This is a genomic window from Gelidibacter algens (genome assembly GCF_001678675.1).
Taxonomy (GTDB): domain Bacteria; phylum Bacteroidota; class Bacteroidia; order Flavobacteriales; family Flavobacteriaceae; genus Gelidibacter; species Gelidibacter algens.
Window position 1 is genome coordinate 160,160 of record NZ_LZRN01000002.1, and the last position, 19,349, is coordinate 179,508.

The following is a 19,349-nucleotide window of genomic DNA, read 5'->3' on the forward strand; positions in this document are numbered from 1 at the left end:
TCATATATACCTGATTATTATATATTTAAACTGTTACTATTGATAAAAGCTATCGCTGTTTCAAAAGGCCTAAGACAATGAAATATTGTGCCAAGGCATACGTGAGCATGATGCTGATGCTAGAAAATCTTAAAGGCATATAAAATTTATTCAAGGCTAAAAGACTGTCTGAAATTAAAAACAATAACGCGCCTAAAAATACCAAAATAAAACTTTTTGAGGGTACTTTTTTCTGTCTTAAGAATGCCGTAATGGCCATCATTAAAATGACAATCATATAAATTAATACTGGAATTAACAAGTCGCCCAAACCATCTTTAAGCAGATAAAAAAGACCTAGGGCATAAATAAAAAAAACAGCACTTACCCCTAAAAGATTTATTTTAGGATTTCTATAGATCAGAAAAACCAAACAATAGCATACATGCGCCACTAAAAATGAAACCAAACCAAGCATAAAATAATGCGGTGACATGTCCACAAACATTAAAAGCACATCGCCCAGCAAAGAAAAAACGAGCGCCAGTACCGTAATGATTCTTGTTTTTGAGGCCAACCCTTTACTTTGGCTATAAAAGAAGACTGTTAAAGCTATTAGCAGAGAAGGTTTGGTTATGTAATGCCATGCTGAAAGGCTTTGTATACTGCCACAAATGAGCTCAGCAGTAATGAGCAGTATAAAAATGGAGGTAAATAGTTTGTCAGTTTTGGTGAGCATGGTTGGGAATTTGGATCTAATATACTAAAATGAAAGTATTATGCACATTATAAGCCGTTCTGCCAGTTCATCCTCCAATTATGACAGTTGGGAACTTATGAATTTTTATTCTGTTTGATTCGGTCCACATTTGTCCCATCAACTAATCAATCGATCATTATGAAAGCTTTACCGACCTTATTTTTATTTTTCGCACTTATCAAAAGTTTTAGCCAAACTACAATCTCAGGAAAGGTAACGGATCCTAAAGGATTCCCGATTGAAGGCGCCAATGTATACTTGGAAGGTTCCTATGATGGCGGCACCACTGACATTTCAGGATTCTTTTCTTTCAGAACGAGCGAGACAGGAACCCAGACCTTGGTCATTTCCTTTTTGTCCTTTGAAACCTTTAAAAAGCTAGCTGATGTTTCAACAATGACCGCATTACAGATCAAACTTATGGAAGATGTGAACGCCTTGGATGCTGTTGTACTTTCTGCCGGAACCTTTGAAGCAGGTGATAATAGTAAAGTCTCCGTACTGAAGCCTTTAGATGTGGTAACAACCGCAAGTGCCTTGGGCGATTTTGTTGGGGCGTTGCAAACCTTGCCGGGAACATCAACCGTGGCTGAAGACGGCCGCTTATTTGTACGTGGTGGCGAGGCAGATGAAACCCAAATTTTCATAGATGGCATTCGTGTATTTACGCCTTATAGTCCGACAACCAATAATATACCAACCCGCGGCCGTTATTCGCCATTCTTATTTGACGGCATTACCTTTTCCACTGGTGGGTATTCGGCAGAATATGGCCAGGCGCTCTCCAGCGTTTTATTGCTCAATACCATTGATGAACCCGATCAAAACAAAACAGATATTGCCATTATGACCTTGGGTGGTGGCATTGGCAATACTCAAAAGTGGGATAAAAGTTCGTTGAGCGCCAATGCCTCTTATATTAATCTGGCGCCCTATATTGCCTTGCTTCCGGATAGAAATAAATGGGACAAACCTTTTCAGTCCGCCTCAGGTGAAGCTGTCTATAGACGGCATTTTGAGACTGGGCTACTCAAACTTTACAGTGCTTTTGATACCTCCAATTTTGAATTGACCCAAGAAGACATCAACAGCACTGATGGGGTCCATTTTAAACTCAACAATAAAAACTTCTATTTTAATGGCTCTTATCAAGGTATGCTAACCGATGTTTGGACTGTTTTTGGCGGGTTGAGCTATACGCATGCTAAAACCGATGTTGGTATTATGGACAGCGATATCGATAACATTGAAAATTCATACCACACCAAACTCAAATTTAAACGCCGCTTTAGCAATCGGTTGAAGCTGGCTCTTGGAGCCGAATATTTTTCAACCCATTTTAATGAATATTACAAAGACGATTTGGTGTCATCTGCCACTAACGGGTTCACTAACAACATAGCAGCTTCATTTGTTGAAGCGGATGTTATTTTTTCAAAAAAATTGGCCTTAAAAGCAGGATTGCGTGCAGACTATAGCCAAATGTTCGAGTCTGTTGCCGTTGCGCCCCGATTATCATTGGCCTATAAGACAGCCAAAAATAGCCAAGTGTCATTTGCCTATGGTAATTTCTATCAAAACCCAAGTAATGACATTTTAAAGTTTGATCAGAATCTTGAACCGCAGCATACTGACCATTATATCTTTAACTATCAATACAATGCTGAAGGCCGAATTTTTAGGGCCGAAGCTTACTATAAAAACTATAAACGATTGGTAAAATACGATACTGAATTTGTTGATTTTGATAGTAATTTCAAAAGCACAGGCAGTGGCTATGCGAAGGGTATTGATTTGTTTTGGCGTGATAATAAGAACATCAAGAATGTAGATTATTGGGTGAGTTATTCATTTTTGGATACAAAACGTGATTATAAAAACTATCCTAGTGCCGCACAGCCTAATTTTGTCAATACCCACAATATTTCAGTAGTGGCTAAATATTGGATAGACGATTGGAAAAGTCAGGTTGGTTTTAGTTATGGTTTTGCTTCTGGAAGAAATTACACCGATCCTAATCAGGAAGGATTTTTGAATGCCAAAACAAAATCTTATAACAGCTTGAGCCTTAATTGGGCGTATTTATTAAGTCCCCAAAAGATACTGTATGCCTCAGTGAATAATGCTTTGGGCTTCAAGAATATCAACGGCTACCAATATGCAAATACAGCAGATGTCAATGGCAGCTTTTCAAGGAGAGCTTTGCGTCCCGCTGCAGATCAATTCTTTTTTGTGGGATTCTTTTGGACAATCAGTGATAAAGGAACAGATAATCAGTTGGACAACTTGTAGTCTTAGAATGTATTTTTATTAAGGAATGTTGTTCTTACTCAGTTTGCACAAGTACCAAGAATGATTTTAAAATTTGATATGCAATAGCCTAAAGCCTATGGGAGATTTTACAAAACGCAACGCAAAAGTGGGCACAGGCCTAAAGCAATTTCCTCAGGACTCATTTTTTGTTTTGAGCTTCGCCAACTGTTTTTGCGCTTTTTCTAGTTGATCCTTAGTGGCTGGTTCGGGCAATTGTTCTTTGGCACCATCTGGCTCAAAAGTCAATTCTACATAATATGGAAAATGGTCTGAGTCAATTGATTCGCAACTCTTCATATGTAATAATCTAAACTCGGGAGACACGTAAACATGGTCCAAAGGCCATCGGAATAAATACTTCTGGGCATTGAACGTACTGAAAAAACCACGTCCAACCCTAATATCCAACAATTCACTTGTGGCTTGAAACAGTTTGGAGGTAGATGACCATGGAATATCATTGAAATCGCCAATAACTATTACAGGAACCTCTGATTCACGTGCCAATGCAGAAGTCATCATAAGTTCCGCATCTCTATCTGTAGACAAGGGGTTTTCTTGTGGCATTGGTGGTGTGGGATGGATGGCATAAAGTTGTATCACATCTCCAGAAGGTAAGCGTACCTTGCTATGTATGGATGGGATGCTATCGGTTACCAAAAATTTCACTTCTGGGTTTATGAGTTCTAGTTTGGAATACATTAAAATGCCGTAGGTGTTCTCTAGAGGTAGTTCTAATTTGTATTTGTAATCTGAAGTAAGGTTTTGAACTATGGCATCTTTCCAACGTTTATTTGCTTCCGTAAATACCATAATGTCTGCGTCCAATTCTTTAATGAGGTCTATTAAATGGTCGTTATTTTCGTTTTTCTGTAAGACATTTGCCGTTAACAATTTTATTTTTGGTATCGTATTGGTCACTGTTGCAGCCATAACTTCTTTTTCATGGAAGGGTGTATAAGGAACTATTTTGTAAAATTGATAAATAAAACAGGCGATGAGCATTAAGATGAACGCATAGTCTTTAATGTTTTTAAAATCGAATTTGATGCAATAGACAACAATTGCAATAAAAGTGAGGGTCGTCAGCTGAATATGTGGAAAATCAAACATCCGTATCCACCAGTAATCTGTTGGAATTAATGGAATTAACGTAAAAATTATGGCAATGATGCCAAACCCGAATAAAATTTTCTTTAGGAGCACAAATATTTATTTTTTATCAAAGTAGTGATAATTATGGAATACACTACAATAGCCCATCAAAATAAAGGATTAGCGTTAAAGCTTTTATCAATTGAAACACATTTTCTCTTCTGAATTAAAGAAATTGCGTAAAACTTTATATCATGAATATAGCGTATCTAAATTGTATTGAAGCCTGCCAAAAGTGCTTGGTAGACTGTCAAAATTGTCTCATTCAAATGGCTGGGATGAAAAGTATGAACGACTGTCCCAAATGTTGTGTCCAGTGTATTGATGCGTGTTTGGTTTGCATCAAAATGATGTCAGCAAACAGTGACTATACAGCGGAATACTGCAAATTGTGTGCTGATATTTGCGATTGGTGTGCAGAACAATGTGGCCAACATGATCATGAACACTGCCAAAATTGCGCAGAATCTTGTAGAAAGTGTGCAGAAGAATGCAGAAAAATAGCCGCATAAACTCAATCGTATTTTATCTTTAGCCCATGGCAATACTCGGTAATATCATTAAAGGATTCATTGATGTCAAAGAATCTTTTTCTTCAGGGCACAATCCTGTTGAAGAACAGCAAGCAGTTTTAAAAAAGCTTTTAACTAAAGCTAAAGACACTGCTTTCGGAAAACATTATGACTTTGAATCCATACTGGAATCAGAAGAACCGGCAAATGTTTTTGCAAACAAAGTGCCTTATTTTGATTACAATAAAATTCAAAAAGAATGGTGGTATCGCCTTCAGGAAGGTGAAGAAAACGTCACATGGCCAGGGCATCCACAATATTTTGCTTTGAGTTCTGGTACTACAGGAAATTCTAGCAAGCGCATTCCTGTAACTGATGATATGATAGAGGCGATAAAAAAAACAGGTATTCAACAGGTTTTCGCACTGAGTAATTTTGATTTTCCGGGTGATTTTTTCGAAAAGGAAATCATGATGTTGGGAAGTTCAACAGAACTAAAAGAAAACAATGACCACTTGGAGGGCGAAATAAGTGGGATTAGTGCCAGTAATATTCCATTTTGGTTTCGGTCATATTACAAGCCAGGAGAGGAGATTTCTAAAATTGACGATTGGGATGCTCGCGTGCAAAGAATTGCCGAGAATGCAGAAAATTGGGATATTGGCGCCTTAAGTGGGATTCCATCTTGGATTGAACTTATGCTTCAAAAAGTTATCAGTCATCACAAACTGAACAATATCCACGACATTTGGCCTAATCTTCAAGTGTATACGTCAGGTGGTGTAGCTTTTGGGCCTTATGAAAAAAGTTTCAATGCGTTAATGGGCCATTCCATCACTGTAATTGATACCTATTTGGCATCGGAAGGTTTTGTGGCATTTCAATCAAGACCAGAAACCGATGCTATGAAATTGGTAACTGATGAAGGGGTGTACTTTGAATTTGTCCCTTTCAAACCAGAGTATATCAATGATGATGGTGCATTAATTACGGATGCGCCGTCTGTAACATTGAAAGACGTCACATTAGATCAAGATTATGTATTGGTAATGAGTACTGTTAGTGGTGCATGGCGCTATGAAATTGGAGACACTATTGCTTTTACAGATGTGGCCCGTGCCGAAATTAAAATTACGGGGCGCACTAAGTTTTTCTTAAATACTGTGGGGTCGCAATTATCCGTCAACAAAATGGATGATGCCATGAAGCATTTGGAAGCGGAGTTCTCTACAAAAATTCCTGAATATACTATTTGTGCGAAACGCTGTGAAGATGGAGAATTTTACCATTGCTGGTATATTGGTACTGAAGATGATCTTAATGAAGCGGCAATAGCAGAAAGTTTGGACAATTTTTTAAAAGAGGCCAACAAAAACTATAAAGTTGCCCGTAGTAAGGCTTTAAAAGGTGTAAAGGTCAAACGTATAATACCGTCTATCTTTTATGAGTGGAGTGGTGCCAACAAGAAAAAAGGTGGCCAAGTAAAAATGGAACGAGTAATGAATGAGGATAAGTTTGAGGAATGGGAGCAGTTTGTTACTGAACAATAGCCTCAGTTTCTTTTGCTGCTGTGTTTCTTTTGTCAATAATGTCCATGATCTCTTCAGGTGATAAATAGTATTTTTTGATACGGAGTTTGTAAGCTTCATGTATCTCGGCATTGTTCAAAATAAAGTCCTTTGTTTTAAGAATATAGTCTTCCATATTGTGCTGTACCGCGTAAGTATCTGCAGCACGTTCAGCTTCCACAATATGATTGTCAGACATCACATACTTTACTCCAAACCATAAGAGGTTGAGTTTGCTTCTATTGGTGTAATCTATAATATGCCCTAGTTCATGACCAATCCACCCAACCAACACATCTGAAGGAATATTTGTGGTCAGGAATTTTTTATCTGCAATTTTAAAGGTTTCGCTGATAAGCACCACATAGGATCTATTTTTCCGACTTCTAAAAAAGCTGTCAAATGTTGGTCTTGCCTGCATTGTTGATTTTTTGATGTTTTCCTTGAATCTAAACTCTATGGACGTTTCTTGCAGTTCAGGATAATACGCCAAGGCTTTATGGATTTCTTCAGAGATGGAATCAGGAATTATATGTTGTGCGTTCATTGACGTGCTTAGTGTAATAATTAAAAAGATGAGATACTTCATAAGGTAGAAGCCTCAAAATACATTTATTTAGCTGCAATTGGGCAGGTTTTACTTTTATTTAACGAAAAGTGATTAGCGTTATAATTTGAATTTTTGCGGTATTGGAGCCTTCTAATGTGTTTTAAGTATGACAGCTAACGCCCTAGAATCGGCGTTAAAGTGATTATTTTTTGCTCAAATTTGAAAAAGACGGTTTTACGACTGTTTTTTTTATATGTGAAATTCTCCGCGTTTAGTAACATTCAAAACATTTTAAATAGTGGCCATTAAGCTCAAGGTCTTCTGACCCTTTCAATGGTTTTGAAGGATATTCTTTTTCATTCAGAATACGTTTAAATGCTTTGGCATAAATGAGCAGTTCGTCCCTTCTGCTTTTAAGCTTGTTTTCAATAGTCTTGCCATCCAGATCGTATAGCTGTGACGGCCATAGGCGAAGGGCATTTTCAATAACTGAATCTGTTAAGAGATGTTGCAATTGTTGTGCTTCTTCAATAAATACAGCTTCTTCAGTGCTCTTTAAAAAATAGACATCAAAATCGTGGATCAGTCCAGGCATGTAATCGATATCCTTATCAAAAGGACGCATTTCAGGCGTGACATTTTTATTGGCCAAAATACTCGGAATGATGCCACTGATATTAAAAAAAGCATTGTCTCTATCTGCTGGCAGCGGAATTGCAACTTGACCATTCTGTTCTTCTTTGATAATCCAGCCCCATTGTTTGGCATGCCTGTCCCAGTCACCAATAACCAAATCGAATAAACGTGCTCTTACCAAGGCGTGTTCATCTATCTTAAGTGTCTTACCACGTTCTAGTTTTAGGAGTTGAAGGTCATCAGTTTCTACAATTTCAGTAACGTTTTTGATGGACGTCCAATTGGTACTGCTTTCGGTTTCGTGCTCAAAAAGAAAAAGCTTGTTTCCATAAGTGTCATTATAATCTTTTAATGCGTCTTGTTTGGGAATGAAGTACAGTTTTGGAGCGGTGTGTTGTACATGGGCCGCCTCTGCCAAAGAAGCTACTACTGTAGCGGCGTAGGGGTGCTGCGCACTAATACCATCTACGATGATATTTTCAAGTCCGAGGGTTTTGGCGAATTCCGGCACTAGAGGCGCGGGTGTCTTGTTGACGCTTCTTAACGTGTATTTATTACCAATGCTGTCCTCAAGTTTTAAAGATTTGGTCTGGTTACCACCACCTTCCTCTATAACGGTAAGCCCACCTAAAAGGGTGTCCAAAAACGCCACCTTAACTTTTATGGGTGTAGACCATGCGTCACGGTAGTGCTCTCCCTGCATCAATTTTTTTAAGTCGTTTGCTTTATATAACGTGCTGGCAGCAATGGTTAATGAATCATAATCTTTAAAATTGATGCTATCAATAGTATCCAAATTGACAACGGTTGAGGTTTTAAAGTTTTCTGGGGTGCTGTTTAATGACCAATACAACACTATGATAAACAGAACCAGCACAACGCCTATAATTAAAATTATTTTTTTCTATGAGTTGTGTTCCTTTTTTTAGTACGTATGGTCTAATGCAATATTATATTTTCTTAACGGCGACCATTTGGTTTATTTTTCATTTTCACTCCGCCATTTAATATTGCAGCCAATGCTCGGTTTTTGGTTTTCAGGCGATGGGTTATTATTCAACAGTGCGTTAAGTGCATTGATCAGATCTTCTCCTGTCACAGGAATATCATTTCCTGGTCTTGAACTATCCAACTGACCTCTATAAAACAATTCCAAGTTGGAGTCAAAAAGAAAAAAATCTGGAGTACAGGCTGCATTATATGCTTTCGCAACGCTTTGGGTCTGATCGTATAAATACGGAAAAATATACCCTTCATCCACAGCCATTTTCTTCATATATTCCGGTCCATCCTGTGGATAATTGGTGACATCATTACTCGAAATTGCTATAAAATCAATGCTCTTAGATTTATAATCTTTTGCTAGTTTTGTGAGTTTTGAATTTACATGTTTAACAAATGGGCAATGGTTGCAAATAAACATTATGACCGTTCCTTTAACGCCTTTGCAAGCATCCAAGGAAAGCTTTTCATCGCTTACAGTATCCAATAATCTAAAATTTGGAGCTTTCGTGCCTAGAGGCAACATGTTTGAAGGAGTTTGGGCCATACTATTATTTTTTTATCTTGTAAATTAATTTAAAATTTGAACATGGAAAAGATAATAACTTTTGAGGAGTTCACCAAAGTTGATTTGCGGGTTGGCACTATTATAGAAGTCAATGATTTTCCTGAAGCAAGAAACCCTTCCTATCAGATGGTTATTGATTTTGGTAGCCTTGGCACTAGAAAATCTTCCGCACAAATTACCACACTTTATGCAAAGGAAGACTTGTTGCACCGACAGGTTGTAGCAGTGGTGAACTTTCCTAAAAAGCAGATTGGAAAGTTTATGAGTGAATGTTTGGTGGTTGGTGCAGTAAAGGATCAGGATGTTTGCTTATTGAGTCCCGAAATACTGGTTAAAAACGGTTCACCTGTAGTTTGAAATATTTTTAAGATTAAACATAAACACCATTTGCGCAATCTCTTTATCAATTCTTGCGAAAAAGTGGTGTCGGGCTTGACTAATTTTATGAGCTACGGCAATTAACAGAACAACCCAAAATTAAGGAAGACTCAATTTTGGGTTGATTTATGTATTATTTTGACTTCAATCTGTGCTTAATTTAAAAGCCATTCAATTATAATTCTTCTCTAAAAAAGATGGCGTTCATCATCAGTTTATTGGTGCCAAACCAAAATGCTCTAAAGTTGGTATTGTCTGTAAATGCAACCACTTTTCCACGTTTCATACGTTGCATTTGGTAAGGGACGCTCAACGCCAGACTATCTAAATTTGATTTGGAAATATATCCACTCAATAAGGGGTTTTTTGTGTATTGAATGGGGTTGTTATAACTCTGTTTGTCAGGATTTATAAATAGGGTAGAACCTCTAAATAGTGGAAGTTTGTCATTTTTATATCCAAAATTGATAGGATGTGAACGGTCCAGTTTCGCTTCAAAAATAGCACCACCAATCACTTGGGCACCATTGTAATCACTGCGTTGCCCATAAGTTACATTTTTGGCGATACGTTCGGATTTTTTAATGTCTAATTTCATGAATTTGTTGGTGTTCAACCAACGTACTGCGCTTTCAAAACCAATGAGTGTACCACCATTTTCAACCCACTTTCTTAAGGTTTCAGCAGCGCTTTTACTGAGGCTACCACTTGGCAAGATGATGGTGTTGTAGCGGCTTAAATCTGCACGCTCTAAATTGTCAGTATCTAATTTTGTCAAGGTCATATCATAGCGTTGGTCAAGTAAATGCCAGATTTCTCCAGCGTCATAAGGCGACACACCACTGCCCACAATTAATGCTATTTTTGGTTGTGTCAATGCTCTAAATTGATTGCTACCCAAGTCGATACCTTTTGTTAAACCTGTAGAAACCGCATCTATTTGCACATGTCCTTCTTTGGCCAGTTCATTCAAAAAGTTGTAGAGTTCATCGGCATCTTTAGATTGGTTTTGAACGGGAACCAATATGGTGCCATAATCATAATCCTTACCATTAGCGCCAAATTGCTCCATGGCAACTTTTGCACGTAAATCACTTTTAAGAATTTGATTAAGCACTTTTGGAGTGTAATACTCATGCCATTCCATCAAATAGGCATAATTGCTTTTTGCAGATACTTGTCCAGGTTTCATTTTCAAATCCGTTACCTCTGCACCCATATTTGAGGAGGCCGCGCCTTCAACATAATCTAAATTGAAAGCCAATGGGAAGGTCCAGGCAGATACATCATAAAACAAACTGTCTTCAAATGTCGTGCGCTTTTCAAACATCGCATTGATCAATCGCGTGTTTTTTTGATTTTTTGGGATGACGTAGCTATAACCTTTCTTGAATTTTTTGCCATCGATGGTCACGTCACGCATGTTTTTCGCAGCTTCCAATGTTGATAAAGCTGCTGTAAATTGATTGCGGATGGTAAATGGAAAGGTCAAAAGGCCGTTTTCACTTTCCTGAACATGGCCTCTAGAACTGGCTTGTTCAAAAAGAATACCGATACCGCCGTTAATATCAGGAAACGTGGATCCTTTTCCATAGTAGAAATCGTCAAAACTCTCTTCAGTGTAGTAGAAAGATCCAATCTTATCTAAGGCTTCAGCATGGAAATTTCCAATACGCCTGGTCAGTTCTTGGTTCAATTTTGGTGTTAGTGGATGCGTCCTGCTCGGGATTCCGGGTTGGAAAAAGAAGGTAGAATTAGTCCCCATTTCATGATGGTCTGTAAGGATGTTTGGCAACCATTTGTGAAAGGTTTCCAATCTTGCTCTTGATTCTGGCAATTGCACTGGCAACCAGTCTCTGTTCATATCAAACCAATAATGGTTGCTTCTCCCTCCAGGCCACACTTCAGAATATTCGCGGTCATTTGGGTCTGGATTTAAATTTTTGCTTTTGTTGGAATTTGCCCAATACGCAAAGCGTTGCAAGCCGTCAGGGTTGAATGAGGGATCAAAAAGAATCACCATATCATCCAGCATCTCTTTCACATCATTGCTTTCTGCGGCAGCAAGATAATAGGCCACCAAAAGTGCTGCGTTGGAGCCACTTGCTTCGTTTCCATGAATGGAAAAGCCTTGGTTGACCACAATTGGCATATTGCTGGTGGTTACCGAAGCATTGTCTTCAGTGGCCGCAATATGTTGCTGACGGATGGCGTCAATATTTTGATGGTTTTTTGGAGAGGTAATGGTAAGCAAAATCAACGGCCTGCCTTCATACGTCATGCCTCTGTTTTCTAGCGTGATTCTTTCTGAGCTCTCAGCCAGTGCTTTCATGTATTCCACAAGTTTGTCGTGGGTAATATGCCATTCACCAACCTCATGGCCTATGACTGATTGTGGTGTTGGAATGGCCTTATTGTAACTTGTGCTTTGCGGTAAATAATACGATAAATCCGTTTGTTTTTGGCCAAAAATGAAACACGACGATAAAAGAATGATAGTATACAAAAATTTCATAAGCGTTTAATATAAAAATTTCATAGGTTTAGTTAACGTTTAAATATAAAAAACCGCTACAGAATGTACCGGTTTTTGGTAATATTTTTTATGTGTTTTCAGATTAGATATCCTCAAAGTTAATATCAGTAAAGCTTTCAGCTGATTTAACTGGCTCAGAATTTGAGTTGTGGTCTTCAGAATCAAAATCGTCTTTTTTGAAATCTTTTTGATGACGTTCGCTGATCACTTCATCACCTTTTTCATTGACAACATAATCTGTCATTTCCTTTAAAATCTCATTGAATTCGCTGAAATCTTCTTTGTAAAGATAAATTTTATGTTTCTTGTAGTGAAAAGAACCATCGTCATTAGTGAATTTTTTACTTTCTGTGATAGTAAGGTAATAGTCTTCAGCTTTTGTGGCCCTAACGTCAAAAAAATAGGTTCTTCTTCCTGCGCGTAATACTTTAGAGAATATTTCCTCTTTCTCCATCATTCCGTGATCACTCATATATTTTTATTTTAATTAGTAACAGTTTACGTACCAAAAATCTAAAAAAAAAGAATAGTAACCAACAATTTCTGTTATTTCTTTTAACTAACTGATAAGAATCTTCTTGCAACTCATTAAGAATGGCTAGTTATTTGGGATGATTTTTGGTGATACTGGCAAGTGAATTGGTCTATCCTTGAGCAGTGCTTATCGCATATGCCGAATTTGATGTTTAAACCATCAAAATTTGGAAGACCCTATTCGTTTTGTGTAAGTTGTTTGATATAGAGTTCATTGTAATAGCCATCCGCACCAATGAGAGTATCGTGGGCACCTGTTTGTATGATCTTACCTTGGTCAAGTACAATAATTTTGTCGGCACTTTTAGCCGAAGACACCCTATGGCTCACAATAATAGTCGTTTTGCCTTTAGTAATGGTTTTAAGGTTGTTCAATATTTTTTCTTCGGTCTCAGTGTCAACGGCAGATAAACAATCGTCAAACAACAAAATTTGTGGCGCTTTAATGATAGCCCTTGCAATGGAAATACGCTGTTTTTGACCGCCAGAAAGCGTCATGCCCCGTTCGCCCAAAACAGTATCATAACCTTTGGTAAACCCTTTGATGTTTTTATGGACATCGGCATTTTTTGCGGCATTGATCACTTCTTCTTCAGTAGCGTCTTCCTTGCCAAACATGATGTTGTTTTTTATGGAATCTGAAAACAAAAAGGCATCTTGAGGCACATAACCAAGATGATCCCTCAAACTTATTAAATTCAAATTTTCTATAGGCGTCCCATCAATTTTAATCTCACCTGATGTCACATCGTATAAGCGTCCTATAAGATCTAGTATGGTCGATTTGCCAGAACCTGTTTTGCCAATAATTGCCAATGTCTCACCTCTATTGAGTTTGAAACTTACATTTTTCAAGGCTTGAATATTGGTGTCAGGGTAGGTGAAGGACACGTTTATAAATTCAATGTTACCTTCAATATGGGAAGGTTCAGTAACATTGTTTTTTATAGTTGGTTCCTGTTTTAAAAATTCGTTGATCCTTTTTTGGGAAGCTTCTGCCTGTTGTATTACAGAAGTTACCCACCCTACAGTGGCTACAGGCCATGTTAAGAGGTTGACATAGATGATGAATTTTGCAATCACCCCCAAACTTTCAATTTCACCATTTATATATTGTTTACCGCCTATATAGATCACGATGATGTTGCTTAAACCAATTAAGAAGATCATCAGTGGGAAAAATAGGGCTTGGATTTTAACCAAGTCAATATTTTTTTGTCTGCTTTCTGCAGAAAGTTTATCAAAATCAGCATTGGTGCCACCTTCAATTCCATAAGACTTGATAACGCTAATACCACTAAAAGTTTCCTGCGTAAATGTAGAAAGTTTGGAAAGCCATTGCTGAACTATGGTACTTCGCTTATGAATAGATTTGCTTAAAATATAGATAAAATAGGAAAGGATGGGTAATGGGATAATAGTGTACAAGGTCAGTGTAGGCGCGGAATTGAACATTAAAATAAGCGCAATTACAAACAGTGTTACAGTATTGATACTATACATGAGGGCAGGGCCTGCGTATTCCCTCACTTTTCCTACATCTTCACTGATACGGCTCATCAAATCTCCGGTTCGGTTAGATTTGTAAAAATCTAAGGACAAGCGTTGGTATTGTTGATACACTTCGTTTTTGAGATCATACTCTATCTGTCGAGACACATAAATAATGGTCTGCCGCATCAAAAAGGTAAACACCCCACCTATAACTGCAGCACCAACAATATAAAGGACATTTATAAGCAATTTACTCTTGACCACATCTAGGTCTGTAGTGACACCTTTTCTGTAATTGTCAATAACATCTACTGAATTACCAACTAATTCTGGCGTAAAAAGGAGAAAAATCCTTGCGACAATCGTAATTAAAACTCCTGCCAATAACTTATATCTGTACTTGTAAAAATATTTATTAACGTGCTGTAACTCTCTCATTTATAATAGTGGGCCGTTTTTGAATTGACGATTTGATAATTTAGCGACTATATTTTTGCTCATACTTTAATATTGCTCTATTTTTGAGCCTAATTTTTAGATAATCTAAAAAACGTTGAAATAATTTTAATGATATGAATTCAAAAGTTATTAGTGGTAAAGAACTTTCAAAGGCAGATCCTGTTTTTGGACAACTTTCTTTTGATGATCACGAGCAAATTGTTTTTTGCAATGACAAAGATACTGGTTTAAAGGCAATAATTGGCATTCATAATACGGTTTTAGGACCGGCCTTAGGTGGTACAAGAATGTGGAATTACGCCAATGAATGGGAAGCTTTGAATGATGTGTTGCGACTTTCTCGTGGCATGACCTTCAAAGCGGCAATTACAGGCTTAAATTTAGGAGGTGGCAAAGCTGTTATCATAGGCGATGCCAAGACTCAAAAGACACCTGAATTGATGCGCAAATTTGGTGAGTTTGTGCACTCTTTGAGTGGAAAGTATATTACCGCGGAAGATGTAGGTATGACTACTGAAGATATGGATACGGTAAGAGAAGTGACCCCTTATGTTACGGGAATCTCTGAAAGTAAAGGTGGTGCGGGTAATCCGTCTCCAATAACTGCGTATGGTGTTTTTATGGGAATGAAAGCTGCTGCAAAATTTAAATTTGGATCTGATGTTTTGGAAGATAAATCGGTATTCGTCCAAGGTATCGGAAATGTTGGAGAAGCTTTAGTGGAGCATTTGGTTAATGAAGGTGCGAAAGTAACCATTACTGATCTTAGCCAAGAACGTTTGGAGAGCGTGAGAAGCAAATATGGCGTTTCCATTTATACTGGAAAGGATTTATATAGTGAAGCCATGGACATTTATGCACCTTGTGCACTTGGCGCTACAATAAATGATGACAGCATTTATAGATTGAAAGCCAAAATCATCGCTGGCGCAGCTAACAATCAGTTGGCTGAGGATAGACATGGGGTGATGTTGCAGGAAAGAGGCATTGTTTATGCGCCAGATTTCTTGATCAACGCCGGAGGCATCATTAATGTGTATGCGGAACTTGAAAACTATGATAGACAGGAAATTATACGTAAAACAGAAAATATTTACAATACGACTTTGGAAATTCTGCAACGCTCCGAGGCAAATGACGTGACTCCTAATGTAGCTGCGGTTAATACAGCCAAAGAACGAATCGCAAAACGAAAGAGCGAACATTCAAAATAAGAGCAATATATCTTACGATATTGTTTTGAAGTTATAAATTAATACTATTTTTGCAAGGCGAAAAGTCAATGACACTTTTCGCCTTTTTTAATTTAATAAGTTCTTACAAATGCTAAACAGAAGACATATTCGTATAAAAGTGATGCAAACCCTTTATGCGTTTGATGGTGGAGAAAGTGATGATTTCAAAAAAGACGAGAGATTCCTGCTTCAAAGTCTTGATCACATGTATGATTTGCATCTTTTGATGCTCTCGCTTTTAATTGAAGTACAAAAGCGCGCAGAAGATTATCAGGAAAAATCCCAACGGAAAATTTTAGCAACACAAGAAGAAAAAAATCCCAACAAAAAGTTTATAAATAATCAAGTTTTACAAATCTTAAGAGAAGACAGAGCACTTCAAATTGAGATTGAAAATCGTAAAATGGATTATTGGTACCTAGATTTTGAATATGTCGACATTATTTTTAAGAGCATTTTAGAGAGTACACTTTATAAGGATTATATGACGAATACGGTTTCTGACTTTAAAGAAGATAAACACTTTATTATGGATGTGTTTAGTGAAATCATTGCGCCAAATGAGAAGCTTTATGACTATATTGAAGACAAGAAACTAACCTGGTTGGATGATTTGCCAGTAGTCAACACCGGTATTTTGAAATTGCTCCGTAAATTAAAGAAAGAAAACAAAGCCAATTATTTTACGCCAAAACTTTTTAAGGATACTGAAGACAAGGAGTTTGCGACTACGTTGTTCAAAAAATCCGTACTAAATAAGTCAAAATTCAATCAAGAGGTGGCAGCTAAAACGACAAATTGGGATGCTGACCGTATTGCAAGTTTGGACGCAATTTTACTTCAGATGGCAATTTGTGAATTTCAAAAATTCCCATCCATACCAGTAAAGGTAACCATTAACGAGTATATTGATATTGCAAAAGAATACTCGACACCTAAAAGCAGTTTCTTTATTAATGGAATTTTGGACAAAATAGTTAAGGAATATAAAGAAAACGGCGAATTAAATAAAATAGGACGAGGGTTGATGTAATAAGAAATTATCGCTATTTTTGCATTCTCAAATCTATTAATAACTGTACAAATAACTAAAAAAAAATACTATGAAAAAAATAATGTTAGGTGTTAGTGCACTATGTATGGTAGCATTTATGTCCTGTAAGGAGGATGCTACAGCAAAAATAAAATCAGAAAATGTTGCAGAAGCTGCACAAAGAGATGCCAATTCAGGAAACGCTGCGGCCATTGATTTCAATGAGACTGAGCATGACTTTGGAACAATAAAAAGTGGGACGCCTGTATCGACTATTTTCAAATACAAAAATACAGGGAGCTCTCCATTGATAGTGAGTGACATTAAAAGTACTTGTGGATGCACTGTGCCTTCAGATTGGACAAGACAAGTTGCTCCAGGAGAAACAGGTCAATTTAAAGTAGAGTTTGATGGCAAAGGAAATGGCGTTGTTACCAAATCAATTACCATGACCACCAATACTGAAAAGGGTGCCGAGACTGTTAGAATCAAAGCTATGATAGAAGGCGGTCCTAATGCTCAAGCGCCCGTTATGGATGCGTCAGGAGCACAATCAATAATGCAACAACAACCCGCTCGAAAATCGAGCACACAACCTGGTCACGAAGGCCATAACCACGATTAACATAACCACGAATAATAATTAAGAATAAATGGAAGGAATAAGTTCGTTTTTACCTTTTATCGCCATGTTTGCTGTAGTGTATTTCTTTATGATTGCACCACAAATGAAACGCGCTAAAAAGGAAAAGAAATTTGCAAGTGAATTAAAGAGAGGTGACAAAGTTATTACCAAAAGCGGAATGCACGGTAAAATAGTTGACCTAAATGATAAAGATAGCAGCTGTGTTATTGAAACCTTGGCAGGAAAAATCAAGTTTGATCGTTCTGCCATTTCAATGGAGATGAGTAGCAAACTCAACGTTGATCCTGCAACTACTGCAACAACCACAACAACAAAATAATTTTTGTTTATAAAATTAGAAAAAGCCACTGCAAAGTGGCTTTTTTAGTTTTAGCAGTTTTTATTAGTATTCAACCCAATCCATAATTTGCTTCCTAAAGAGATCAGAGAAGCTAGAGTTTCATTTTCAAATTATCTCCAATTTAGTGCAGCTCATTTATCGTATCATAAAACATTGAATGCTTCAGCAGAATGAGAATTGACATCAAAAACAGTCTTCTATAGAATTTATTTCGATAAGTTAATTAGAAATTTACTTTTACTGAACACGGAACACGGAACACTGAACACTGAACACTGAACACTGAACACTGAACACTGAACACTGAACACTGAACACTGAACACTGCCTACTTCTTTAAAGCCACCAACTCAGCAATCTTACAAATCACCGCGGTAGCCTTGATCATACTCTCCACAGGAACATATTCATAACGACCGTGGAAATTGTGGCCTCCTGCAAAGATATTTGGGCATGGCAAGCCCATATAGCTCAATTGAGAACCATCCGTGCCGCCTCTTATAGGTTTGATGATCGGTTTAATGTTGAGCGCCATCATAGCTTCTTCTGCAATGTCAACAATATGCATTACCGGTTCAATCTTTTCCTTCATATTGAAGTATTGATCCTTAATTTCAATGGTTACCACTTCTCTCTCGTACTGTGTGTTCAAATCGAAAGTCAATTGGCGCATCGCTTCTTTTCGGGCTTTAAAATGATTCTCGTCATGATCTCTAATAATATATTTCAAAACCGTTTCTTCAACACTGCCTTGCATGCCTGCCAAATGGAAAAATCCTTGATAATCTTCAGTATGCTCAGGAGTTTCAAGCATTGGTAAAGAGTTGATAAACTCGGTAGCAATGTACATGGAGTTGATGAGCTTGCCCTTGGCATAACCAGGGTGCACAATCTTTCCTTTTATTTTTACTGTGGCGCCTGCAGCGTTGAAATTCTCATATTCCAATTCGCCAATTTGGCTACCGTCCATCGTGTAGGCCCATTCGGCGCCAAATTTCTCGACATCAAATTTATGCGCACCACGACCAATTTCTTCGTCAGGTGTGAATCCAATTCTAATTTCACCATGCTTAATTTCTGGATGCTTGATGAGATACTCCATAGCCGATACAATTTCTGTAATTCCCGCTTTATCATCAGCCCCTAAAAGCGTATTACCATCAGTCGTGATCAATGTTTGCCCTTTATACTGTAGCAAATCATCAAATAAATCAGGGGACAGGATAATATCTTCTTCAGCATTTAATATAATGTCCTTGCCATCATAATTCTCAATAATTTGAGGTTTGACATTGGCGCCAGTAAAATCAGGAGAGGTATCAAAATGGGATACAAATCCGATCACAGGAACTTTATGGTCAACATTGCTTGGCAGTGTTGCCATAATGTACGCATTCTGGTCAATGGAAACTTCTTTCATGCCAATGGCAGTGAGTTCCTTCACAAGTGCATGTGCCAAATTCCATTGTTTTTCGGTACTCGGTGTAGTTTCAGAATTAGGGTCAGACTCGGTGTCAATAGTGACATAACTTATAAATCTATCAATGATGTGTTGTTTCTCAATCATATCTTTTTCTTTTATTATGCAAAATAAAGCATATTCAAAATAATATTAAGCCTGTCATGGATGTTTCGCGTAAATATTTTCAAT

The 19,349-nt window shown here is 37.5% G+C and carries 17 protein-coding genes; 8 read left to right on the forward strand and 9 right to left on the reverse strand.

Annotation, left to right across the window (positions count from 1 at the left end; translation table 11 throughout):
* Window positions 1-49: 49 nt before the first annotated feature.
* The gene (locus A9996_RS01620) at window positions 50-718 is read right to left on the reverse strand and encodes a lysoplasmalogenase (RefSeq protein ID WP_066430181.1); all 669 of its coding nucleotides are present in this window, start codon (window positions 716-718) and stop codon (window positions 50-52) included.
* Window positions 719-877: 159 nt separating this feature from the next.
* Between A9996_RS01620 and A9996_RS01625 the strand changes: the two genes are divergently transcribed.
* The gene (locus tag A9996_RS01625; RefSeq protein WP_066430182.1) at window positions 878-3,031 is read left to right on the forward strand and encodes a TonB-dependent receptor; all 2,154 of its coding nucleotides are present in this window, start codon (window positions 878-880) and stop codon (window positions 3,029-3,031) included.
* A gap of 153 nt (window positions 3,032-3,184) precedes the next feature.
* Here A9996_RS01625 and A9996_RS01630 read toward each other — a convergent pair whose 3' ends face one another.
* The gene (locus tag A9996_RS01630; protein WP_066430183.1) at window positions 3,185-4,258 is read right to left on the reverse strand and encodes an endonuclease/exonuclease/phosphatase family protein; all 1,074 of its coding nucleotides are present in this window, start codon (window positions 4,256-4,258) and stop codon (window positions 3,185-3,187) included.
* 143 nt (window positions 4,259-4,401) lie between these two features.
* On the opposite strand from A9996_RS01630, the gene A9996_RS21110 reads away from it, so the two are divergent.
* Entirely contained in the window at window positions 4,402-4,719 is a 318-nt protein-coding gene (locus A9996_RS21110) for a four-helix bundle copper-binding protein (RefSeq protein WP_083993812.1), read from the forward strand.
* Window positions 4,720-4,745: 26 nt separating this feature from the next.
* Window positions 4,746-6,269 carry a GH3 family acyl-acid amido synthetase gene (locus A9996_RS01635; RefSeq protein ID WP_066430184.1) on the forward strand — a complete coding sequence of 508 codons (1,524 nt, stop codon included), beginning with the start codon at window positions 4,746-4,748 and terminating at the stop codon, window positions 6,267-6,269.
* On the opposite strand, the gene A9996_RS01640 is transcribed toward A9996_RS01635, so the two are convergent.
* From A9996_RS01640 to A9996_RS01650, 3 genes are all read right to left on the reverse strand, one after another.
* Window positions 6,256-6,834: a hypothetical protein gene (locus A9996_RS01640; protein WP_066430185.1), complete on the reverse strand. Its 579-nt coding sequence runs from the start codon at window positions 6,832-6,834 to the stop codon at window positions 6,256-6,258. The genes A9996_RS01635 and A9996_RS01640 overlap by 14 nt on opposite strands.
* A gap of 274 nt (window positions 6,835-7,108) precedes the next feature.
* Entirely contained in the window at window positions 7,109-8,350 is a 1,242-nt protein-coding gene (locus A9996_RS01645; RefSeq protein ID WP_248912304.1) for a hypothetical protein, read from the reverse strand.
* A gap of 102 nt (window positions 8,351-8,452) precedes the next feature.
* Window positions 8,453-9,022 carry a thioredoxin family protein gene (locus tag A9996_RS01650; RefSeq protein WP_066430187.1) on the reverse strand — a complete coding sequence of 190 codons (570 nt, stop codon included), beginning with the start codon at window positions 9,020-9,022 and terminating at the stop codon, window positions 8,453-8,455.
* A gap of 42 nt (window positions 9,023-9,064) precedes the next feature.
* Between A9996_RS01650 and A9996_RS01655 the strand changes: the two genes are divergently transcribed.
* Complete coding sequence (locus A9996_RS01655) at window positions 9,065-9,400, forward strand: tRNA-binding protein (RefSeq protein WP_066430188.1); 336 nt, start codon at window positions 9,065-9,067, stop codon at window positions 9,398-9,400.
* Between the two features lie 196 nt (window positions 9,401-9,596).
* Here the strand turns inward: A9996_RS01655 and A9996_RS01660 are convergent, their stop codons facing one another.
* The 3 genes from A9996_RS01660 to A9996_RS01670 form a co-directional block, all read right to left on the reverse strand.
* Entirely contained in the window at window positions 9,597-11,936 is a 2,340-nt protein-coding gene (locus A9996_RS01660; RefSeq protein ID WP_066430189.1) for a M14 family metallopeptidase, read from the reverse strand.
* 103 nt (window positions 11,937-12,039) lie between these two features.
* The gene (locus A9996_RS01665) at window positions 12,040-12,429 is read right to left on the reverse strand and encodes a PUR family DNA/RNA-binding protein (RefSeq protein ID WP_066430190.1); all 390 of its coding nucleotides are present in this window, start codon (window positions 12,427-12,429) and stop codon (window positions 12,040-12,042) included.
* A gap of 239 nt (window positions 12,430-12,668) precedes the next feature.
* Window positions 12,669-14,423: an ABC transporter ATP-binding protein gene (locus A9996_RS01670; protein WP_066430192.1), complete on the reverse strand. Its 1,755-nt coding sequence runs from the start codon at window positions 14,421-14,423 to the stop codon at window positions 12,669-12,671.
* Window positions 14,424-14,557: 134 nt separating this feature from the next.
* Here A9996_RS01670 and A9996_RS01675 point away from each other — a divergent pair, with 134 nt between their 5' ends.
* The 4 genes from A9996_RS01675 to yajC all read left to right on the forward strand — a co-directional run bounded on the left by A9996_RS01675 (window position 14,558) and on the right by yajC (window position 17,677).
* On the forward strand, window positions 14,558-15,658 hold the full coding sequence (locus A9996_RS01675) for a Glu/Leu/Phe/Val family dehydrogenase (RefSeq protein ID WP_066430193.1): 1,101 nt from the start codon (window positions 14,558-14,560) through the stop codon (window positions 15,656-15,658).
* Window positions 15,659-15,767: 109 nt separating this feature from the next.
* Window positions 15,768-16,712 carry a transcription antitermination factor NusB gene (gene nusB, locus A9996_RS01680; RefSeq protein ID WP_245905245.1) on the forward strand — a complete coding sequence of 315 codons (945 nt, stop codon included), beginning with the start codon at window positions 15,768-15,770 and terminating at the stop codon, window positions 16,710-16,712.
* Window positions 16,713-16,782: 70 nt separating this feature from the next.
* A complete protein-coding gene (locus A9996_RS01685) occupies window positions 16,783-17,337 on the forward strand; it encodes a DUF1573 domain-containing protein (protein ID WP_066430194.1) in 555 nt (184 codons plus the stop codon).
* 28 nt (window positions 17,338-17,365) lie between these two features.
* Window positions 17,366-17,677, forward strand: a complete 312-nt coding sequence (yajC, locus tag A9996_RS01690) for a preprotein translocase subunit YajC (protein WP_066430195.1) — start codon at window positions 17,366-17,368, stop codon at window positions 17,675-17,677.
* 349 nt (window positions 17,678-18,026) lie between these two features.
* Here yajC and pepT read toward each other — a convergent pair whose 3' ends face one another.
* Entirely contained in the window at window positions 18,027-19,265 is a 1,239-nt protein-coding gene (gene pepT, locus A9996_RS01695) for a peptidase T (protein ID WP_066430200.1), read from the reverse strand.
* Window positions 19,266-19,349: the final 84 nt, after the last annotated feature.